Origin of the sequence: Jeotgalibacillus campisalis (assembly GCF_000829515.1) — a bacterium.
GTDB lineage: Bacteria > Bacillota > Bacilli > Bacillales > Jeotgalibacillaceae > Jeotgalibacillus > Jeotgalibacillus campisalis.
Map to the genome: position 1 here is coordinate 292473 of NZ_JXRR01000014.1, position 18903 is coordinate 311375.

Below are 18903 nucleotides of genomic sequence, written 5' to 3' on the forward strand. Positions count from 1 at the left end.
TGCTCAATCTTTCACTGTGAGGCTAAAAGGGTATGGACCGATGGCTCGTTGGACTTGTCTGCTCCTGTGTTATTTTTGGGATTGTCATGATTGATAGCGCAAGTTCTGTTTGGGCGCTTGACCGTTTTGGAGATGCTCATTTTTTTTCTAAGAGACAAGCTATCTTTGCTGTTGCAGGAATTTTAATGATGTTATTTTTAGCTAATTATAATTATTGGCAATGGAAAAAGTATGCGTGGATTGTTTATGGCGGAGGGATTTTATTATTAATCCTGGTATTGATTCCTGGTGTAGGCTTGGTGCGAAATGGTTCTCAAAGCTGGCTTGGGGTTGGGCCATTATCTCTTCAGCCATCTGAATTTGCTAAGATCGGTGTGCTGCTGCTTTTGGCGAAAAATTTGGAAGAAAGCAGACACCCGGTTACTCATTTTCGAAAAGGTATGGCTCCTCAACTGCTATTGCTTCTTGTGCCGTTTGGAGTTGTTATGCTTCAGCCTGATTTAGGGACAGGCACCGTTATTCTGGGTACTGGTCTTTCCCTTCTATTTTTAGCGGGCGCTCCATATCGATTTTTTGCGGGCCTGATTTTCTTAGGCATTGCAGGGTTTGCTGCATTAATTATTTCTGCTCCCTACAGGCTTCAGCGAATTGTATCTTATTTAGATCCATGGGAAGATCCTCTTGGGGCAGGGTTTCAAATGATTCAGTCTTTATACGCGATTGGACCGGGAGCGCTATTCGGTTTTGGCCTTGGGGAAAGCAGGCAGAAGTACTTTTATCTGCCAGAGCCTCAAAATGACTTTATTTTCGCTATTGTTGGAGAAGAACTTGGTTTTTTTGGCGGCGTCCTGCTCCTGCTGCTTTTTAGTGCAATCGTTTGGAGAGGCATTATTATCGCTTTGCATGCTCCTGATCAGTTCGGACAGCTTTTAGCTGGAGGAATTGTGCTCATGATTGGAATACAGGTCATGATAAACGTAGCCGTGGTCATCGGACTAATCCCAGTTACCGGAATCACACTTCCATTTATGAGTTATGGGGGTTCTTCCCTGGTGCTGGTGCTGTTGTCCTGTGGTATACTACTTAATATCAGCAAGAACAGAAAAACTTTATAACAGCCACTTATTAAAATGTAAATAGTAAAAAGCAGTTTGAGGTGTAACTCAAACTGCTTTTTTTGCGTCTAAATTCATACAAGAGAAAGCATAGAGGTTCATATATAAATATTTTTTAATAACCCGAAAATTTGCTTTGAATTATTCATGGTGCGTGCATGGAGTGCATTCAGTCAGTTTTAGCCTTAAGTTATAAGTGAAAGTTCTTCTGGGTGCACTTGCAGCGGGCATAGCCACAATTTCACTTTGAAAGAATTTCGGAGATAAAAAAGGATTGAATTTAATCGGGCACAACTTTAAGAAGAGTGTCATTTACTATAGTATCTAAACGCATAGATATAAAGCAGGCAGTGTCGTATAAGTGTGTTTGAATGCTGATTTATTTTACATTTTAATGACGATGGCTTTTAAGTTATATTTTCTTTGATTAGAATAGTGTAGTATAGGGAATGACATACTCGTGGACTTAGACGGCAGAAGCTGAACACTGCGAATATCTTATGCTTTAAGGAGAGAAAGTATGGAAAAGTTTATAAACGAATTAACGAGTGCAGAAATTGGAAATATTTCTTCAGATGAACATTTAATGAATCATACAACCATGAAAGTTGGAGGCCCGGCAGAAATATTCGTGGAGCCTGCTTCTATTGAAAAATTACAAACACTTATGAAGCTAATAAGCCGATATAACATAGATTGGCGGGTAATTGGCCGGGGATCCAATTTATTGGTGAGCGATAAGGGGATCCGCGGTATTGTCATCAAGCTTGGCAAAGGCCTTGATGACCTTGCGGTGGATGGAACCACAATTAGGGTAGGCGGAGGCTTATCTATGATTGTCTTAGCCACAAAAATGGCCAGGGAAGGACTGAGCGGTCTTCAGTTTTCCAGCGGGATTCCAGGATCTGTTGGTGGATCAGTTTATATGAATGCCGGTGCTCATGGATCAGATATCTCAAAAGTTTTAAGCAGAGCTCATATTCTGTTTCCTGATGGTAAAATGGAATGGCTTTCAAATGAAGAAATGAAGTTTTCATATCGTACTTCCATCCTTCAGGAAGAGCGTCCTGGAATTGTGATAGAAGCTGAGTTCGATCTTACGAAGGCAAAACCAGAGGAAATAAAAGCTGAAATGAAAAAATACAAAGAATATAGAAAAGAAACACAGCCTTGGAACAATCCTTGCTCAGGGAGCATATTCCGTAATCCTCTGCCCGATTATGCAGGACAACTCATTCAGAATGCTGGTTTAAAAGGGTTCCAGATTGGAGGAGCGCAAGTATCTGAACTTCATGGAAACTTTATTGTGAACGCAGGAGGAGCTACGTCTAAAGATGTGCAGGATTTAATACAGCATATTAAAAAAACAGTTCGCGACGCTAATGGAGTGGAGATTGAAACAGAAGTAGAGTGGGTCGGTGAAGAAAAACCATTCAAAAATATGCCGGATTCGTAAAGTCTGATTAGCAATTGTCTTGTAATAAACCAAAAATAGATAGAGGTTTGTTCCAAAAAAGGGGAGTGTTGATTCGATGGGCAAAAAGCCAGTCGTTTCACTTGAAGATCGTGTCCCGCAGCTAAAACAGCGCAGAAGAAAAAAAGCAAATAGACGTCTTTTAGCTGTGGTAATTTTATTTATCTTAATTATTCTGGTCATCCTGTATTTTCAATCTTCCTTCAGTAAAGTGCAGCATTTTTCCATAGAAGGAACCGAGTGGCTTTCAGACCAAAAAGTGATTGAAGGAAGCGGTGTGAAAATAGGGGATTCGTATTGGACCACTGATACAAAAGCGGTTGAAGAAAGTCTGGTTACACATTTGGAAGTGGAGTTAGCGGAAGTGACAAAAAAATTTCCTACGACATTAGAATTTAGAATTAATGAATTCGACCAGATCGCTTTTGTACAGCAAGATCAGCAATTTATCCCGATACTTGAAAATGGCATGTCAATTGAGGCGGTTGCTTCTAATGAACTGCCCGGTCATGCTCCATTACTGCTAGGCTTTTCTTCTGACGATGTCTTAAAGGAAATGGCCGAAGCGCTGTCCTTGCTGCCTCAAGAGGTCCAGGAGTCTATCTCAGAAGTCCACTTAACTCCGAATGATACGGACGACGGGCATATCACAGTATATATGAATGATGGATTTGAAGTGTCAGCCATCATTGATACTTTTGCAGAAAAAATGGAACATTACCCTTCCATTATCACGCAGCTCGATCCCGATGTTAAAGGGATTATTGACCTTGAGGTAGGATCTTATTTTCGGGCATATGAAACTTCTGAACAAGAGGCAGAGGAGCCAGTTGATGAAGAGGATGCAGTTGACTCAGAAGAGGAATGATAATTCATTTATCCTGACCCTTTCATCCTATTTAAACTGGAAAGCAAAAAACTGATTTTACTCCAACCAAAGATTAACAGCATTTTATTGATGAAATAAACTTTACGCTAAACAAAATGGATGTTATAAAGATGGAGCAGGTTTTCGAAATGTATTGTAATTTTAAAGTTGGTCGTTTGGAGATGAACGTTGGACAACCTGCGTAACAGCACCAGGATTGACGCATGAATGTTCTGCAGAGAGTACTAAAAAATATTTTTTTTGTTTCCATGTTCTTTTTTATATCGCACTTGCGTCAAATTTGGCTTTTCTAGGCGTTCATCTTGGTGTAGACTTGTACTAAGCAGCTTTTTTGCTTTAGAGTACGGTTAGTTTGGAATTCAGCTGTCCATTGCATCTTGCTCGGGCAATGGAGCTAAAGGATTGAACTTGTGATTAGAACAGGTAATTAAAGGCTTTAGGCTTTTTTTGTGGAATCATATAATCTATAGGAATTTATAAAAGAATAGAAGCGAATTTTTTTAATTGCTTTCGAGGGAGGTGCCACAGGGTGAATAATAATGAGTATTTTGTAAGCTTGGATATAGGAACGTCTAATGTTAAGGTTATTATCGCAGAATTAGTACATGACTCTCTCAATATTATTGGTGTGGGCAATGTACAATCTGAGGGAATTCGAAAAGGATCCATAGTAGATATTGACGAAACAGTCAGATCGATACAAAAAGCTGTAGATCAGGCTGAGAGAATGACAGGTCTTGATATACATAATGTTATAGTCGGGATTCCAGGGAATCATGTAACACTGCAGCCGTGTCACGGTGTAGTGGCAGTATCAACAGAAGACAAAGAAATCAGAGACGAAGATGTGGCACGTGTTATAGATGCAGCCCAGGTAATGCCGATTTCCCCTGAAAGGGAAATTATTAATATTGTTCCCAGACAATTTATTGTTGATGGACTTGATGAAATTAAAGATCCCCGTGGGATGATCGGGGTTCGGCTGGAAATGGAAGGAACTGTTGTGACCGGATCGAAAACGATGCTTCACAATATTCTTCGATGTGTGGAAAGGGCAGGGCTTGAAATTGCAGATATTTTCCTTCAGCCTCTTGCTGCAGGCACCATTGCATTATCAAAAGATGAACAAAGTCTTGGGACAGCAATCATTGATATCGGCGGAGGATCAACAAACATTGCAGTGTTTGAACAGGGGAACCTCGTTGCCACTTCGATTGTGCCAGTAGGCGGAGAACATATTACGAAAGATCTTTCAATAGGATTGAGAACGACAACAGATGATGCAGAGGCCATAAAAATTAAACATGGTCATGCTTTTTACGATTATGCTTCCGAAGAGGAAGTTTTTAGTGTACCAATAATTGGAAGTGATCAGCATCAGCAATTCAATCAGCTTGAAATTTCTGATATTATTGAAGTAAGATTAGAAGAAATGTTTGATTTGGTATTAAACGAATTAAAGAGATTAAATGTTCACAATCTTCCTGGAGGGTTTGTATTATCCGGTGGTGTTGCAAACATGCAGGGGATTCTTGAACTTGGACAAGCGGTTCTGCAAAATCAGGTCAGAGTAGCGATTCCAGATTATATAGGAGTTAGAGAACCACAATACACAACAGCTGTCGGCTTAATAAAATTCGCACATAAACATGCCAAGCTGCAAGGAAGGCTTGACAAGCAGCCTTCTGCATCCGAATACGAAGGTGCCGGTGATCATTCGTCAAAAAAACAACCGGACTCAAGACCAAAACAGCCAAAACCGAAACAAAAGACCGAAGAAGGAAAATTCAAGAAGCTCTTAGGATACTTTTTTGAATAACCTTTTAGAAAAAGTAATTTGGATGAATTAGGAGGACTTATGATGTTGGATTTTGATACGAATGTAGATTCCTTGGCAACTATAAAGGTCATCGGTGTAGGAGGCGGCGGTAATAATGCCGTTAATCGAATGATCGAACACGGTGTACAGGGTGTAGAGTTTATCGCAGTAAATACGGACGCCCAGGCTTTAAATCTATCCAAAGCAGAAATTAAGATGCAAATCGGAGGCAAGCTTACGCGTGGATTAGGAGCGGGAGCAAACCCTGAAGTTGGGAAAAAAGCTGCAGAAGAAAGCCGCGAACAGCTTGAAGAAGCGATTAAAGGTGCCGACATGGTGTTTGTAACAGCAGGAATGGGTGGAGGCACCGGAACTGGTGCTGCACCTGTAATCGCTCAAATTGCGCGGGAAATTGGAAGTCTCACAGTAGGTGTTGTCACTCGTCCATTTACATTTGAAGGACGCAAAAGAGCCAACCAGGCTGGCGGCGGCATAGGTGCAATGAAAGAAGCCGTTGATACATTAATTGTTATTCCAAACGATCGTCTTTTGGAAATCGTTGATAAGAGTACGCCAATGCTTGAAGCGTTCCGTGAAGCAGACAATGTTCTTAGACAAGGTGTACAAGGTATATCGGACTTAATTGCTGTTCCCGGACTGATTAATTTGGACTTTGCAGATGTTAAGACGATCATGTCCAATAAAGGTTCTGCACTAATGGGAATTGGCGTGGCATCTGGTGAAAACAGAGCATCAGAAGCAGCTAAAAAAGCAATCTCAAGCCCGCTTCTTGAAACGTCCATTGATGGAGCTCAAGGAGTTCTTATGAATATTACCGGAGGAAATAATCTTAGCCTTTACGAGGTTCAAGAAGCGGCTGACATCGTAGCTAGTGCTTCTGATCAAGAAGTTAATATGATTTTCGGCTCGGTTATAAGAGAAGATTTAAAAGAAGAAATCCTTGTAACAGTGATTGCTACAGGTTTCAGTGAAAACCTTAATCAGCAGCAAAAGACTTCACGTCCACAAATGGGCGGGCAGGTACGACAGCAGCCTGCTTCAATGGCACCGCCAAAAAGAGAAAGAGATCGTGACCGAGATCGAGATCGTGAGCCATCACGAGACAGAGATAGAGAAGAATCGACTTCTCATGAACAGCCAACACGTTCTTCTCAGCAGCCTGTAGAAGATACTCTGGATATTCCAACATTCCTGAGAAACCGTAATCGAAGAAGAAACTAAATATATGTTTTAAAAAAGACTGACTCCTAATTTAGGAGTCAGTCTTTTTGTGCTTGAGCAGACCGTTGACTAGAAATCTCAGAAATAAGAGTGCCCTGTAAAAATTTGATGAAACTGTTATCTTTTATAGGAAATCTGCACAAAATTGTCCATTGGCAACGAGAACAAATAGAAGACTGCGAATCATCAATTTAAAATAGAATGGTTGGAGTATTAGGTCTTTTTTTGAGGGTTTATAAAGAAATATTTATTGAATTCTGTTAGTAATTCTGACAATTTTCTCTTTTTACATTCGATATACTTTGGTTCAACGAAAGGGGGGACAACATAGATGCTTCATGTTGAAGCGTTGTGGGCGTTAAATTCCTGGGTGGATTTTTGTATTTTGTGGATGGCCGGAAGAATGCTGAATCAAGCCCCAAGGTGGAAACGCTTTTTATTTGTCACTTCTCTTAGCACAACCTGCCAGGTACTCATCATAATGCTTTTTATACCTCAGATTTATGAACTTTTCTTTCTTTTTTTGTTTACTCCAGTGCTGGCCATTGTAACATTCAGATTGAAGGGAACAGGTCACGTGATTAGAGCCTGCTTAATAATATGGGGCTGCTCAAGTTTAGTAGGTGGGCTCATGTACGCAGCAGAGCGTGTCCTTAATCAATCACTTATTTCAGTGATCAGCCAGCAGTCGATTGCCCTGTTTATTCTTCTCTCGTTCATTCTTATAACTGCGATGATCAGTATTAATAAGGTTATAGAATCTTTACAAATGAATCATATCCAGGAAAGCTTCACATACAAAGTAGTAATTGAGGTAAATGGACAAGCCTGGAAGGGATTGGGATTTTTGGATAGTGGAAACCATGTTGTCGACCCATTCACCAAATCACCGGTCGTCTTTGCAGATTTAAAAGTGGCTTCCGAACTGTTGCCGGAATTTATTGCAGGCACTCTCACTGGAAATCAGTTTACCAACTGGCCGGAACTATGGCAAAAAAGAGTTCGTCTTATACCGGCCAGAACGGTCCATTCTAACAGTCAAATGATGACAGGGATTTTGTGTGATCGTGTAGCTTGTTCAATTAATGGTAAAGAATTTCTACTGACGAACGTGCCCGTCGTTTTTACAAGCCAGTCCCTCCTATTTGAAGAAAAATGCAATTGTCTTTTAAATCCTCTGCAATTATTGCCTTGCCACCAAATATAGGGAGTGAAGAACATGATATTTGTTCAAGCAAAAAGAACGGTTCAACTCTGGCTGATTGAAACGTCAAGTAAACTAGGGATTAAAGTAAAAGACATTTTTTATATTGGAGGAAGTGAAGCACTGCCGTCGCCATTAGATAGAGAAGAAGAAGCAGTGGTCTTATTGAAACTGTCTCAAGGCGATGAAGCAGCGCGTTCTACTTTGATTGAACGGAATTTAAGACTTGTGGTGTACATTGCAAGAAAGTTTGAGAATACAGGGATAAATATTGAAGATTTGATCAGTATAGGAACAATTGGTTTGATTAAAGCCATTAATACATTTGATTTAGAGAAAAAAATTAAACTCGCTACTTATGCATCGAGATGTATTGAAAATGAAATTTTAATGTATTTAAGAAGAACCAATAAATTACGATCAGAAGTTTCATTTGATGAACCTCTTAATACGGATTGGGATGGCAACGAGCTGTTGCTATCAGATGTTTTAGGCACCGATAATGATTTAATTGTGAAGGATATTGAGTCCCGAATGGATCGTGTGCTTCTGAAGCAGGCTTTAAATATACTTGATGAAAGAGAGACATTCATTATTGAATGCAGATTTGGATTAAATGGCCAGCAGGAGCATACTCAAAAGGACGTAGCCGATTTAATGGGCATATCGCAATCATACATTTCCAGATTGGAAAAAAGAATCATTCGCCGTTTACAAAAAGAAGTAAGCAAAATGGTCTGAATTATACACACCAAATACAGGTAATTTTAAAACCGAATATTTTTTTCTCCGGGGGAAATACTGAACCAGAACCCATACTCCCGACTGGAGGAAAAATAATGGCACGCAATAAAGTAGAAATTTGTGGAGTCGACACCTCAACATTACCGATTTATAAAAACGAAGAAATGAGAAAAATTTTCACGGATTTACAAAGCGGAAATGAATATGCCAGAGAAAAACTAGTGTTTGGGAACCTTCGCTTAGTCCTGAGTGTCATTCAGCGATTTTCTCATCGGAATGAAAATCCCGATGATTTATTTCAAGTAGGCTGCATTGGCTTGTTAAAATCAATTGATAATTTTGATTTGGGACAAAATGTGCGATTTTCAACTTATGCAGTACCAATGATCATCGGAGAAATCAGAAGATATCTTCGAGATAATAATCCAATTAGAGTGTCACGTTCGCTGAGGGATATAGCGTACAAATCACTTCAGGCAAAAGAGCAATTAATTAGTGAAACGTCTAGAGAACCAACAATTGAAGAAATTGCAGCGCGGATTGAATTGCCTAAAGAAGACATCTTATTCGCACTTGATGCTATTCAAGACCCTGTATCGTTATTTGAACCGATTTATCAAGATGGTGGTGATCCTATTTACGTTCTAGATCAAGTAAAGGACGATCGTACGAGCGATGAGCAATGGGTTGAAGATCTTTCGATTAAAGAAGGGATGCACCATTTAAATGACAGAGAAAAAATGATTATCCAAAATAGATTTTTTTATGGAAAAACTCAGATGGAAGTTGCCGATGAAATCGGCATCTCACAAGCTCAAGTTTCCAGATTGGAAAAGGGAGCCATTAAACAAATGAATAGATATGTACATTAGAGGGGAGATAAGTGTTCTCCTCTCTTTTTTTTGCATAAAATAGGTGCATAGAGGAGGAGTTAACATGAGAATTTCAGAATTGCAGCAAAAAGATGTAGTCTCTGTTTCAGATGGAAAGAAATTGGGTCCAATCTCTGATATCGATATTAATGTAAAAACGGGTATGATTGAAGCTATTATTATTCAAGGGAACGGCAATTGGAAGGGCTGGTTCAGTAAAGGTGGAGAAGTAACAATACCCTGGAAAGATTTAGTTAAGATCGGGAATGATGTTATTTTAGTAAGAGGACAAATTATCCAGGAAACGATTGATACCATTTGATCTTATGTTTCAATATCCATTCTCGCACGGGATGTGATACACTTTAAAAAAAGTGGATAGGTGTGACAGTAGGTGACGATGATCTTGGAAAGTTCAGAAACATTTTTATCAATAAAAAAATGGAAAGAACAAATTCCTGGGCTTGCAGCTATCTTTTCAACTAGAAATGGCGGAAGCAGCAGAGAAGGATTCTCCTCCTTAAATACCGGCCTGCATGTGCAGGATGAGCCGTTCAATGTAATTACAAACAGGAATATAGTAGGCGCAAACGCCAAAGCACCTTTAGAGGAATGGGTCTGTGCAGAACAAATCCACGGGTCTTATATTAAAGAAGTTGATAGGACTTATAAAGGCAGAGGGTCGACTAATTATCAGGATTCGATTAAGGGTTCAGACGGTTTGTGGACGTGTGAATCTAATGTATATTTATCCCTATGTTTTGCTGACTGCGTTCCTCTCTATTTTGTAGAGCCAAATTCGAGATTTATTGGATTAGCTCATGCAGGATGGAAAGGAACCGTTCAGAATATAGCAGGTAAAATGATACAAAAAGCAAGCGAAAGTGGAGTCGACGCATCACGGATTCAGGTTTATATAGGACCTTCAATCGGCAAATGCTGCTATGAAGTAGATGAGACGGTTGCAGATCAGGTTAAGCATTGCCTGAATAGGGAAGACCATAGTAGTTTAACCAAGAAAACGAATGGAAAATATAATTTAGATTTGAAAATGCTAAATAAACAGCTGTTAGAAGATAGTGGTTTAAAAAAAGAACAAATTACGCTGGCTTCAAATTGTACCTCGTGTGAAGAAGATCTGTTTTTTTCACACCGCAGAGATTTTGGTAAGACGGGCAGGATGTCAGCAGTCATAGGCTGGAGGGAGTAAGAATGGAAGTAGCAGCAAAAGCGCTTGATATTCAAACACGTTTAAAGCAGGCAGCGGAACGTTCAGGACGTTCATCAGAGGATATACAAATAGTTGCTGTTACGAAATACGTGTCTAATGAGCGGGCAAAAGAAGCAGTAGAGGCTGGTTTTACCCATCTTGGAGAAAACAGACTTGAAGGACTGATGGAAAAACAGGAATATTTGCAGAACAAAGCAAGCTGGCATTTTATTGGATCTTTGCAGTCGAGAAAAGTAAAGGATGTTATTAATAAAATTGACTATCTTCACTCACTGGACAGATTATCTCTTGCAAAGGAAATTCAAAAACGTTCAGATGGAACAGTTAACTGCTTTATTCAGGTAAATGTGTCAGGAGAAGGACAAAAACATGGCATTGCACCTGAAAAAGTAATGGAATTTATCGAACAGCTGTCGAAATATGATAAAATAAGAGTTGCAGGGCTAATGACGATGGCTCCTCACACCAAAGATGAAGAGCTCTTAAGGAATTGTTTTAAACAATTGGCCAACATTCAAAAAGAAATACATACATGCGGGATGCCCCACGCACCGTGTACAGAGCTTTCCATGGGCATGTCCAATGATTATGAAATTGCCATAGAAGAAGGCGCCACATTTATACGGATTGGAACGGCATTAGTAGGTGAATAAAGGAGGAATTATGCCATGGGAATAAAATCAAAATTTAAAAACTTCTTTTTTGATGATGAAGAAGAGGAATATTTGGAAGAATATATGGAAGATCCAAAAGAAGAAACAGAAACCGCACGCTCAAGTAAAAAGCTTACCCCGAATAAGCATAATGTTGTCAGCTTGCAAAGTATTCAAAAGTCCTCTAAAATGGTTCTTCTTGAACCAAAAATGTATGCTGAAGCGCAGGATATTGCGGATCATTTAAAAAGTCACAGAGCAGTTGTCGTTAATTTACAGCGTATCAGCAAGGATCAGGCAAAGAGGATTGTGGATTTTTTAAGTGGAACAGTTTATGCAATAGGCGGCGATATTCAGCGGGTGGGAACAGATATATTTCTTTGCACGCCTGACAATATCGAAGTGAGCGGAAATATAACAGATTTTATTCAGGAAGATTAATCCTTCACAAGGATAGATAGGTGGGTAAGTATAGAATGTTAGAAACAGTTTTCAGGATAATAAGTACACTCATTATGTTTTACAGCTACGCATTGATTATTTATATCTTGCTTTCATGGTTTCCGAATGCCAAAGAAAGCAGCTTTGGTCAAACACTGGCCAAGCTATGTGAACCATATCTTGAGCCGTTTAGAAAAATAATTCCTCCACTAGGCATGATTGACATTTCTCCTTTAGTAGCCATTCTTGTGCTCAACTTTGCCCGGAGTGGACTGGCAACATTATATACTATGATTGCTTAAAGATAGAACATTGCCTTTATCCCAATAGGATAGAGGCATTTTCTCTTGGAAGAGGTGAGCGAAAGGATGTCCTTATATCAACATTTTCGAAAAGAAGAACAAGGGTTTATCGATCGTGTATTGGGTTGGAAGGATCAGACAGAACAAACGTATGCACCAAAATTAACAGACTTTCTTGATCCGCGGCAGGTATTTATTGTTCAGTCCATAATTGGAACAACCGGAGAAGTGAAAGTATCTTTTGAAGGCGGAGACAGCGCTGAGAGAAAAAGAGCATTGATTTATCCTGATTATTTGCACCCATCTACAGATGATTTTGACTTACAGCTGCTTGAAATTACCTATCCTTCAAAATTTTTTACAGTCGAACACAAGCATGTTTTAGGCTCATTAATGGGTCTAGGCATAAAAAGAGAAAAGTTTGGGGATATCATTTTTGCAGGTGAAAAAATCTATTTAGTTGCAGCAAAAGAGTTTGCATCCTTTTTCACCATGAATCTAAACCAGATTGGAAAGCATTCTGTTTTAGTAAAAGAGGTTGACTGGAAAGACTACACACCATCAAATGAAAAATGGAAAGAACGGTTTGTTACTTTGAGTTCATTAAGATTGGATGTTGTACTTGCAGGAGCACTTACTTTATCGAGGCAGAAAGCACAGCTGCTGATTCAGGCTGGAAAGATTAAAGTGAATTTTAAAGAAGAAGAACAACCTTCCTTTGAATGTGCTCAGGGAGACATGATATCAGTGAGGGGATTTGGCCGGCTGCGTATTGGAGAGATAGAAGGAAAATCTAAAAAAGATAAATGGAGGCTGACTATTTTCACAATGGGAGGGTAAATGTTTTAAGAAGATGTGAGGGTTATAGAAAAATCATTGCAAATTGCAGAAGAATCCCCACAAAATGCTTAATCAACAGTATAATGGGTAATGAAAAGCATAAGAAAGGTTGGAGGTGCCAGTATGCCACTATCACCATTAGATATACATAATAAAGAATTTAATCGTGGATTCAGAGGGTATGATGAAGATGAAGTCAATGAATTTCTCGACCAGATCATTAAGGACTATGAAATTTTACTTCGGGAAAAAAAAGAGCTTGAAGAAAAGCTTTCGAACAACAGTGAGCGGTTAGGCCATTTTACTACAATTGAAGAAACACTAAATAAGTCTATTATGGTCGCACAGGAAGCAGCAGAAGAGGTAAGACGCAATTCCCTTAAGGAATCAAAACTGATCGTAAAAGAAGCAGAAAAAAATGCCGATCGCATCGTAAATGATTCCCTGACGAAAGCAAGGAAAATTGCCATTGAAATTGAAGAATTGAAAAAACAATCAAAAGTATTCCGCACCCGTTTTAAAATGCTTATTGAGGCACAGCTTGAATTGATCACCAATGGGGACTGGGATGATTTGATGGAATACGATCTGGACACAACCGATTTAAAAAGTCTTCAGCCTGAAGAAGTAAACGAGCGCTAGTTGACGAAGCAAGCTATAGTAAAATATAATAGCAAGTAGAATGTGTTAATTGATCGAGTAATAAACTATGACAGGAACAGTATCTAACAAAAGTCTTTTTAAGCGAGTCGGGGCCGGTGAGAGCCCGATGGAGATTTGTTGGAGAACATCATCCTTGAGTTCTGGTGCTGAATGAAAGAGTAAGCAGCAGCGGCTAAGCTTCCGTTACAAGCTCCTTGAGTGGAAAAAAATTATTTTTCTATAAGGGTGGTACCGCGTGAAGCAATGCTCTCTCGTCCCTTTTATTGGGATAGGAGGGCTTTTTTTGCGGCTTTAACCCATACCGTTTATTTTAAGACAGTAAACTAAAGTCTATTCGCTTTTGCAGTAAAAAGATTCTGGGAGGTAAACAATGGAATATAAAAATACGTTATTAATGCCTAAAACTGAATTTCCAATGAGAGGGAACTTGCCTAATCGTGAGCCTGTCATTCAGCGGAAATGGGAAGATATGAATATTTATGAGATGGTTCAAAAGCGCACCGAGGGAAGACCTTTATTTGTACTGCATGATGGACCCCCTTATGCAAATGGAGACTTGCACATGGGTCATGCTTTAAACAAAGTGTTAAAAGATTTTATCGTCCGCTTTAAATCGATGAATGGCTATCAGGCCCCTTATGTGCCGGGCTGGGATACGCATGGTTTGCCCATTGAGCAGGCATTAACGAATAAAGGCGTAAAAAGAAAAGAAATGACAGTGGCAGAATTCAGAGAGCGCTGTGCTGAATATGCATACAGCCAGGTTAACAGCCAGCGCGAGCAGTTCAAGCGTATTGGAGTCCGCGGAGATTGGGACCATCCATATATTACGCTTGAACCAAAATATGAAGCACAGCAGATTAAGGTTTTTGGGGAAATGGCCAAAAAAGGCTATATCTATAAAGGGAAAAAACCTGTTTATTGGTCGCCTTCAAGTGAATCTGCGCTAGCTGAAGCAGAAATTGAATATCAGGATAAACGGTCTGCTTCCATTTATGTAACTTTTGATGTAATTGATGGCAAAGACGTTCTAGACAAGGGTGTAAAATTTATTATCTGGACCACAACACCTTGGACCATTCCAGCAAATTTAGCGATCGCGCTGCACCCGGAATTAGACTATGCAGTGGTTGAAGAACAAGGCGAAAGCTATGTCGTTGCAAAGGAACTGCTTGAAAAGGTTACCGAAACGATGGAATGGACCTCTCCTAAAATCGTGAAGGAGGTCAAAGGGTCGGAGCTTGAAAATATTCAAACTCAGCATCCTCTTTATGAACGCTCATCTCTTGTTGTACTTGGAGAGCATGTGACAACTGATGCAGGCACAGGCTGTGTTCATACTGCACCTGGCCATGGTGAGGATGACTTCCAAGTCGGTAAAAAATATGGTTTAGATGTATTATGTCCTGTTGATGACCGCGGCGTTTTCACAGATGAAGCACCTGGATTTGAAGGGCTATTTTATGACAAAGCCAATAAACCAATCACAGAAAAATTAGAAGAAGCCGGTGCTTTGCTGAAGCTTGAATTTTTCACACACAGCTATCCGCATGACTGGCGAACAAAAAAACCAATCATCTTCCGTGCGACAGCTCAATGGTTTGCTTCGATTGATAAATTCCGGGATGAACTGATGCAGGCAGTCCGTGATACAAAATGGGTCCCAGTATGGGGTGAAACCAGGCTATTTAATATGGTGCGAGACCGCGGAGACTGGTGTATTTCACGTCAGCGTGCCTGGGGAGTTCCTATTCCTGTATTCTACGCAGAAAATGGGCAGGAAATCATCACAGAAGAAACGATTGACCACGTATCATCCTTGTTTGAAAAGCACGGATCAAATATTTGGTTTGAAAAAGATGCTAAGGAACTGCTGCCTGAGGGCTTCAAGCATGAGGGAAGTCCAAATGGGCGTTTTACAAAAGAGCAGGATATTATGGATGTATGGTTTGACAGCGGTTCTTCCCACCAATCGGTTCTTGAAGCAAGGGACGATCTGCAGCGACCAGCTGATCTCTATTTAGAGGGATCAGATCAATACAGAGGCTGGTTCAATTCCTCACTTACAACAGGTGTGGCTGTAACGGGAAAAGCTCCTTACAAGGGAGTGCTTAGCCACGGATTTGCACTTGATGGAAACGGCCGTAAAATGAGTAAGTCGCTTGGAAATGTGATGGTGCCTTCAAAGGTGATCAATCAGCTTGGCGGAGATATTCTTCGTTTGTGGGTAGCCTCTGTGGATTATCAGGCAGATGTGAGGGTTTCTGATGCAATTTTAAAACAAGTAGCTGAAGTATACCGAAAAATCCGCAATACACTGCGTTTTCTGCTTGCAAACCTAGCAGATTTCCATCCAGAAAAAGATGCAGTGGCATTCGGAGATCTTAGGGAAGTAGATCAATTTATGATGGTTCGGCTGAACCAGGTCATTAAAAATGTTAAAACTGCTTATGATGAATATGAATTTGCTTCTGTTTATCATACTGTTAGTAATTTCTGCACCTTTGAGCTGAGCTCTTTTTATATGGACTTTGCTAAAGATACATTGTACATCGAAGCAGAAAATAACTCAGACAGAAGAGCCATGCAGACAGTCATGTATGAAACGTTAACCTCTCTTGCTAAACTGCTTTCCCCAATCTTATCCCATACTGCGGATGAAGTGTGGGCATTTATACCGGGAGTAGAGGAAGAAAGTGTTCAGCTGACTGATATGCCTGAAATAAAAGAGTACAAAAATGAAAAGGAACTTTTATCAAAATGGGAATCCTTTTTAGATCTGCGTGATGATGTATTAAAAGCCCTTGAAGAAGCCAGAAACGCAAAAACAATTGGTAAATCATTGGCTGCTAAAGTAACCATTTATACCGAAAATCAAACGCAGAATCTTTTACACTCTATTAATGAAGATCTAAAGCAATTATTTATCGTCTCAAATCTTGAAATCGAGGAAGGGACTGCACAAGCGCCTGAAGACGCGATTCAATTCGATGGCCACTCGGTTTTGGTGACAAAAGCGGAAGGGGATACGTGTGAACGATGCTGGATCCTTTCACCTGAGGTTGGCAAAGATCAGGATCATCCGGCTCTTTGTCCAAGATGTGCCAAGGTGGTAAAAGAAAATTATCAGCATCTAACAGCTGAATAATAAGTTGAACCCGGGAAATCCACAAGATTTCCCGGGTTTTTCTTACCCGGTTTCTAAAAGGGTAGATGTTTATCCTGGTTAATTATGCTACAATACGATAAGGTATGGCATCACATTATCGGAGGTAGACCCGTGATCTATTATTTAATGGCTTTATTTATTATTGTTTTTGACCAGCTGACGAAATATTTGGTTGTCCGTAATATGGAGCTGGGAGAATCGATTCATGTAATCGATAACTTTTTTTACATTACATCCCATCGAAACACTGGAGCGGCATGGGGCATGCTCGAAGGCCAAATGTGGCTGTTTTATATTGTAACCATTGTGGTTATTATCGGATTATTATTTTATTTTCATCGTCATGCAAAAGGAAACCATTTGTTCAGCTTAAGCTTAATGGTCCTTCTTGGCGGAGCAATCGGGAATTTTATTGACCGGATCATTAGACAGGAAGTAGTAGATTTTATACAATTTACATTCTTTAATTTCATTTTTAATATTGCTGATGCTGCTCTTACTTTAGGGGTAGCGCTGTTATTTATACAGATGATTTTGGAAGAAGTGCAGGAAAAGAGGAAAAAGAATGGAAAGCATTCAACACATAATACAGGAAAATGAAAAAGGAAACAGATTGGACATGGTGATATCAGGTCTTAGAGAAGACTGGTCCCGCTCGCAGGTTCAGCAGTGGATAAAAGATGGTGTGGTAACGGTAAACGGTACCGGTTCCAAACCAAATTATAAAAGTGCACTCGGGGATGAAATTGATATTCAAATTCCTGATCCCGAGCCTTTGGATGTTGAAGCAGAGGAAATGAACTTAGAAGTTTATTATGAAGATGAAGATGTACTGGTTGTAAACAAACCAAAAGGGATGGTTGTTCACCCCGCACCTGGTCATTTAAGCGGCACTCTTGTAAACGGCTTAATGGCTCACTGCAAAGATCTTTCTGGCATCAATGGTATTCTTCGCCCAGGGATCGTGCATCGAATCGATAAAGATACCTCGGGATTGCTGATGGTTGCGAAAAATGATATGGCTCATGAAAAACTTGTTCAGCAGCTAGTCGATAAAACCGTTACCAGAAAGTATAGTGCAATCGTTCATGGTTTAATCCCTCACGAGTATGGAACAGTCGATGCCCCTATCGGACGTGATCAAAAAGACCGTCAAAGCATGGCAGTTGTCAACAATGGGAAAAACGCGGTTACTCATTTTCGCGTGCTTGACCGGTTTAAAGAGTTTACTTTTGTTGAATGTGAGCTTGAAACAGGCAGAACCCATCAAATCAGAGTTCATATGAAATATATAGGCTTCCCTTTAGCGGGAGATCCAAAGTATGGACCAAGAAAAACAATGGATTTAGGCGGACAGGCCCTGCATGCAGGATTGCTCGGTTTTATTCATCCAAGAACAGAAGAGTATATTGAATTTTCTGCTCCTTTGCCTGATTATTTCGAAGAGCTCTTAACGCAGCTTCGAAACGACCGTTGACAAAACCCGATTTCAGCTTTACAATAAAAAGAACGTAAATGAACGAACCCTTTAAATCAGTCCAGAGAGGCTGAGAAGGAACTTGCTGCACTGCTTTTTTTGTGTGTGCATATGCCCTCTCAGTCTGATGACTGAGAGGGTTTTTGTATGGGGAGGAGCAGCAAAGTATGAGCCAGCAAAACACAGTAATGGATGACCAAATGATGAAAAGGGCTCTGACGAGGATTGCTCATGAAATTATTGAACGGAACAAAGGAGTAGAGCAATGTGTACTCGTTGGAATTAAAACCAGAGGCATTTATCTGGCGAACCGGCTGAAAGAGCGAATTGAAGCCATCGAAGGGGTAGACGTTCCTGTAGGGGAACTGGATATCACCATGTACCGGGATGATCTTGAAGCCAAACATGAAAATGGTGAACCGGTAGTAAACGAAGTGGACTTGGCTGCAGCGATTGATGATAAAAAAGTGATTGTTGTGGATGACGTGCTTTATACAGGCCGAACGGTTAGAGCAGCAATGGATGCCATCATGGATCAGGGCAGACCTAAACAAATTCAGCTGGCTGTTTTAATAGATCGCGGACACCGGGAGCTTCCTATCCGTGCAGATTTTGTCGGAAAAAATATACCAACCTCAAGTGAAGAGCAGATTAAAGTTGAATTGATTGAAGTAGATAATAAAGATTTAGTAACCATTCACAAATAAAAGATCCCTTTTAAGTGCAGTCCAGAGAGGCTGACAAAGGAGTTGCAAGCGAACACATTCA

Annotated in this window: 19 protein-coding genes and 1 other annotated feature; all 19 genes read left to right on the forward strand. The window is 40.1% G+C overall.

The genetic code is table 11. The features are described 5' to 3' along the window. Window positions 1–32: 32 nt before the first annotated feature. The 19 genes from spoVE (at window position 33) to pyrR (ending at window position 18842) form a co-directional block, all read left to right on the forward strand. Window positions 33–1115 carry a stage V sporulation protein E gene (gene spoVE / locus KR50_RS08540; protein ID WP_041057312.1) on the forward strand — a complete coding sequence of 361 codons (1083 nt, stop codon included), beginning with the start codon at window positions 33–35 and terminating at the stop codon, window positions 1113–1115. A 520-nt stretch (window positions 1116–1635) separates the two neighbouring features. After that, window positions 1636–2571, forward strand: coding sequence for a UDP-N-acetylmuramate dehydrogenase (gene murB / locus KR50_RS08545; RefSeq protein WP_041057314.1), 936 nt, complete (start codon window positions 1636–1638; stop codon window positions 2569–2571). A gap of 76 nt (window positions 2572–2647) precedes the next feature. Further along, window positions 2648–3457 carry a cell division protein FtsQ/DivIB gene (locus tag KR50_RS08550; RefSeq protein ID WP_041057316.1) on the forward strand — a complete coding sequence of 270 codons (810 nt, stop codon included), beginning with the start codon at window positions 2648–2650 and terminating at the stop codon, window positions 3455–3457. A 550-nt stretch (window positions 3458–4007) separates the two neighbouring features. Beyond that, entirely contained in the window at window positions 4008–5297 is a 1290-nt protein-coding gene (ftsA, locus tag KR50_RS08555) for a cell division protein FtsA (protein ID WP_041057319.1), read from the forward strand. A 42-nt stretch (window positions 5298–5339) separates the two neighbouring features. Continuing rightward, window positions 5340–6539: a cell division protein FtsZ gene (gene ftsZ, locus KR50_RS08560; RefSeq protein WP_041057320.1), complete on the forward strand. Its 1200-nt coding sequence runs from the start codon at window positions 5340–5342 to the stop codon at window positions 6537–6539. Window positions 6540–6870: 331 nt separating this feature from the next. Continuing rightward, on the forward strand, window positions 6871–7746 hold the full coding sequence (locus KR50_RS08565) for a sigma-E processing peptidase SpoIIGA (RefSeq protein WP_041057321.1): 876 nt from the start codon (window positions 6871–6873) through the stop codon (window positions 7744–7746). Window positions 7747–7758: 12 nt separating this feature from the next. Further along, entirely contained in the window at window positions 7759–8484 is a 726-nt protein-coding gene (sigE, locus tag KR50_RS08570) for an RNA polymerase sporulation sigma factor SigE (protein ID WP_052476911.1), read from the forward strand. A gap of 98 nt (window positions 8485–8582) precedes the next feature. Beyond that, window positions 8583–9359: an RNA polymerase sporulation sigma factor SigG gene (sigG, locus tag KR50_RS08575; protein WP_041057322.1), complete on the forward strand. Its 777-nt coding sequence runs from the start codon at window positions 8583–8585 to the stop codon at window positions 9357–9359. Window positions 9360–9423: 64 nt separating this feature from the next. Then, on the forward strand, window positions 9424–9681 hold the full coding sequence (locus KR50_RS08580; protein WP_041057323.1) for a YlmC/YmxH family sporulation protein: 258 nt from the start codon (window positions 9424–9426) through the stop codon (window positions 9679–9681). 78 nt (window positions 9682–9759) lie between these two features. Continuing rightward, a complete protein-coding gene (pgeF, locus tag KR50_RS08585; protein ID WP_041058175.1) occupies window positions 9760–10569 on the forward strand; it encodes a peptidoglycan editing factor PgeF in 810 nt (269 codons plus the stop codon). A gap of 2 nt (window positions 10570–10571) precedes the next feature. Continuing rightward, complete coding sequence (locus KR50_RS08590; protein WP_041057325.1) at window positions 10572–11243, forward strand: YggS family pyridoxal phosphate-dependent enzyme; 672 nt, start codon at window positions 10572–10574, stop codon at window positions 11241–11243. Between the two features lie 15 nt (window positions 11244–11258). Next, complete coding sequence (locus KR50_RS08595; RefSeq protein WP_041057327.1) at window positions 11259–11684, forward strand: cell division protein SepF; 426 nt, start codon at window positions 11259–11261, stop codon at window positions 11682–11684. Window positions 11685–11719: 35 nt separating this feature from the next. Next, on the forward strand, window positions 11720–11986 hold the full coding sequence (locus tag KR50_RS08600) for a YggT family protein (RefSeq protein ID WP_041057329.1): 267 nt from the start codon (window positions 11720–11722) through the stop codon (window positions 11984–11986). Window positions 11987–12052: 66 nt separating this feature from the next. Next, the gene (locus KR50_RS08605; protein ID WP_041057330.1) at window positions 12053–12826 is read left to right on the forward strand and encodes a YlmH family RNA-binding protein; all 774 of its coding nucleotides are present in this window, start codon (window positions 12053–12055) and stop codon (window positions 12824–12826) included. A gap of 123 nt (window positions 12827–12949) precedes the next feature. Then, complete coding sequence (locus tag KR50_RS08610) at window positions 12950–13468, forward strand: DivIVA domain-containing protein (protein ID WP_041057331.1); 519 nt, start codon at window positions 12950–12952, stop codon at window positions 13466–13468. 58 nt (window positions 13469–13526) lie between these two features. Then, window positions 13527–13751, forward strand: a binding site (T-box leader). A gap of 108 nt (window positions 13752–13859) precedes the next feature. Beyond that, window positions 13860–16637 (forward strand): isoleucine--tRNA ligase, encoded by a 2778-nt coding sequence (gene ileS / locus KR50_RS08615; protein WP_041057332.1) that lies wholly within the window; start codon window positions 13860–13862, stop codon window positions 16635–16637. Between the two features lie 84 nt (window positions 16638–16721). Further along, window positions 16722–17258: a signal peptidase II gene (gene lspA, locus KR50_RS08620; RefSeq protein WP_084215534.1), complete on the forward strand. Its 537-nt coding sequence runs from the start codon at window positions 16722–16724 to the stop codon at window positions 17256–17258. After that, window positions 17224–18135, forward strand: coding sequence for an RluA family pseudouridine synthase (locus KR50_RS08625; RefSeq protein WP_041057336.1), 912 nt, complete (start codon window positions 17224–17226; stop codon window positions 18133–18135). The genes lspA and KR50_RS08625 overlap by 35 nt, the downstream gene beginning before the upstream one ends. A gap of 167 nt (window positions 18136–18302) precedes the next feature. After that, window positions 18303–18842, forward strand: coding sequence for a bifunctional pyr operon transcriptional regulator/uracil phosphoribosyltransferase PyrR (pyrR, locus tag KR50_RS08630; RefSeq protein WP_041057338.1), 540 nt, complete (start codon window positions 18303–18305; stop codon window positions 18840–18842). Window positions 18843–18903 lie beyond the last annotated feature (61 nt).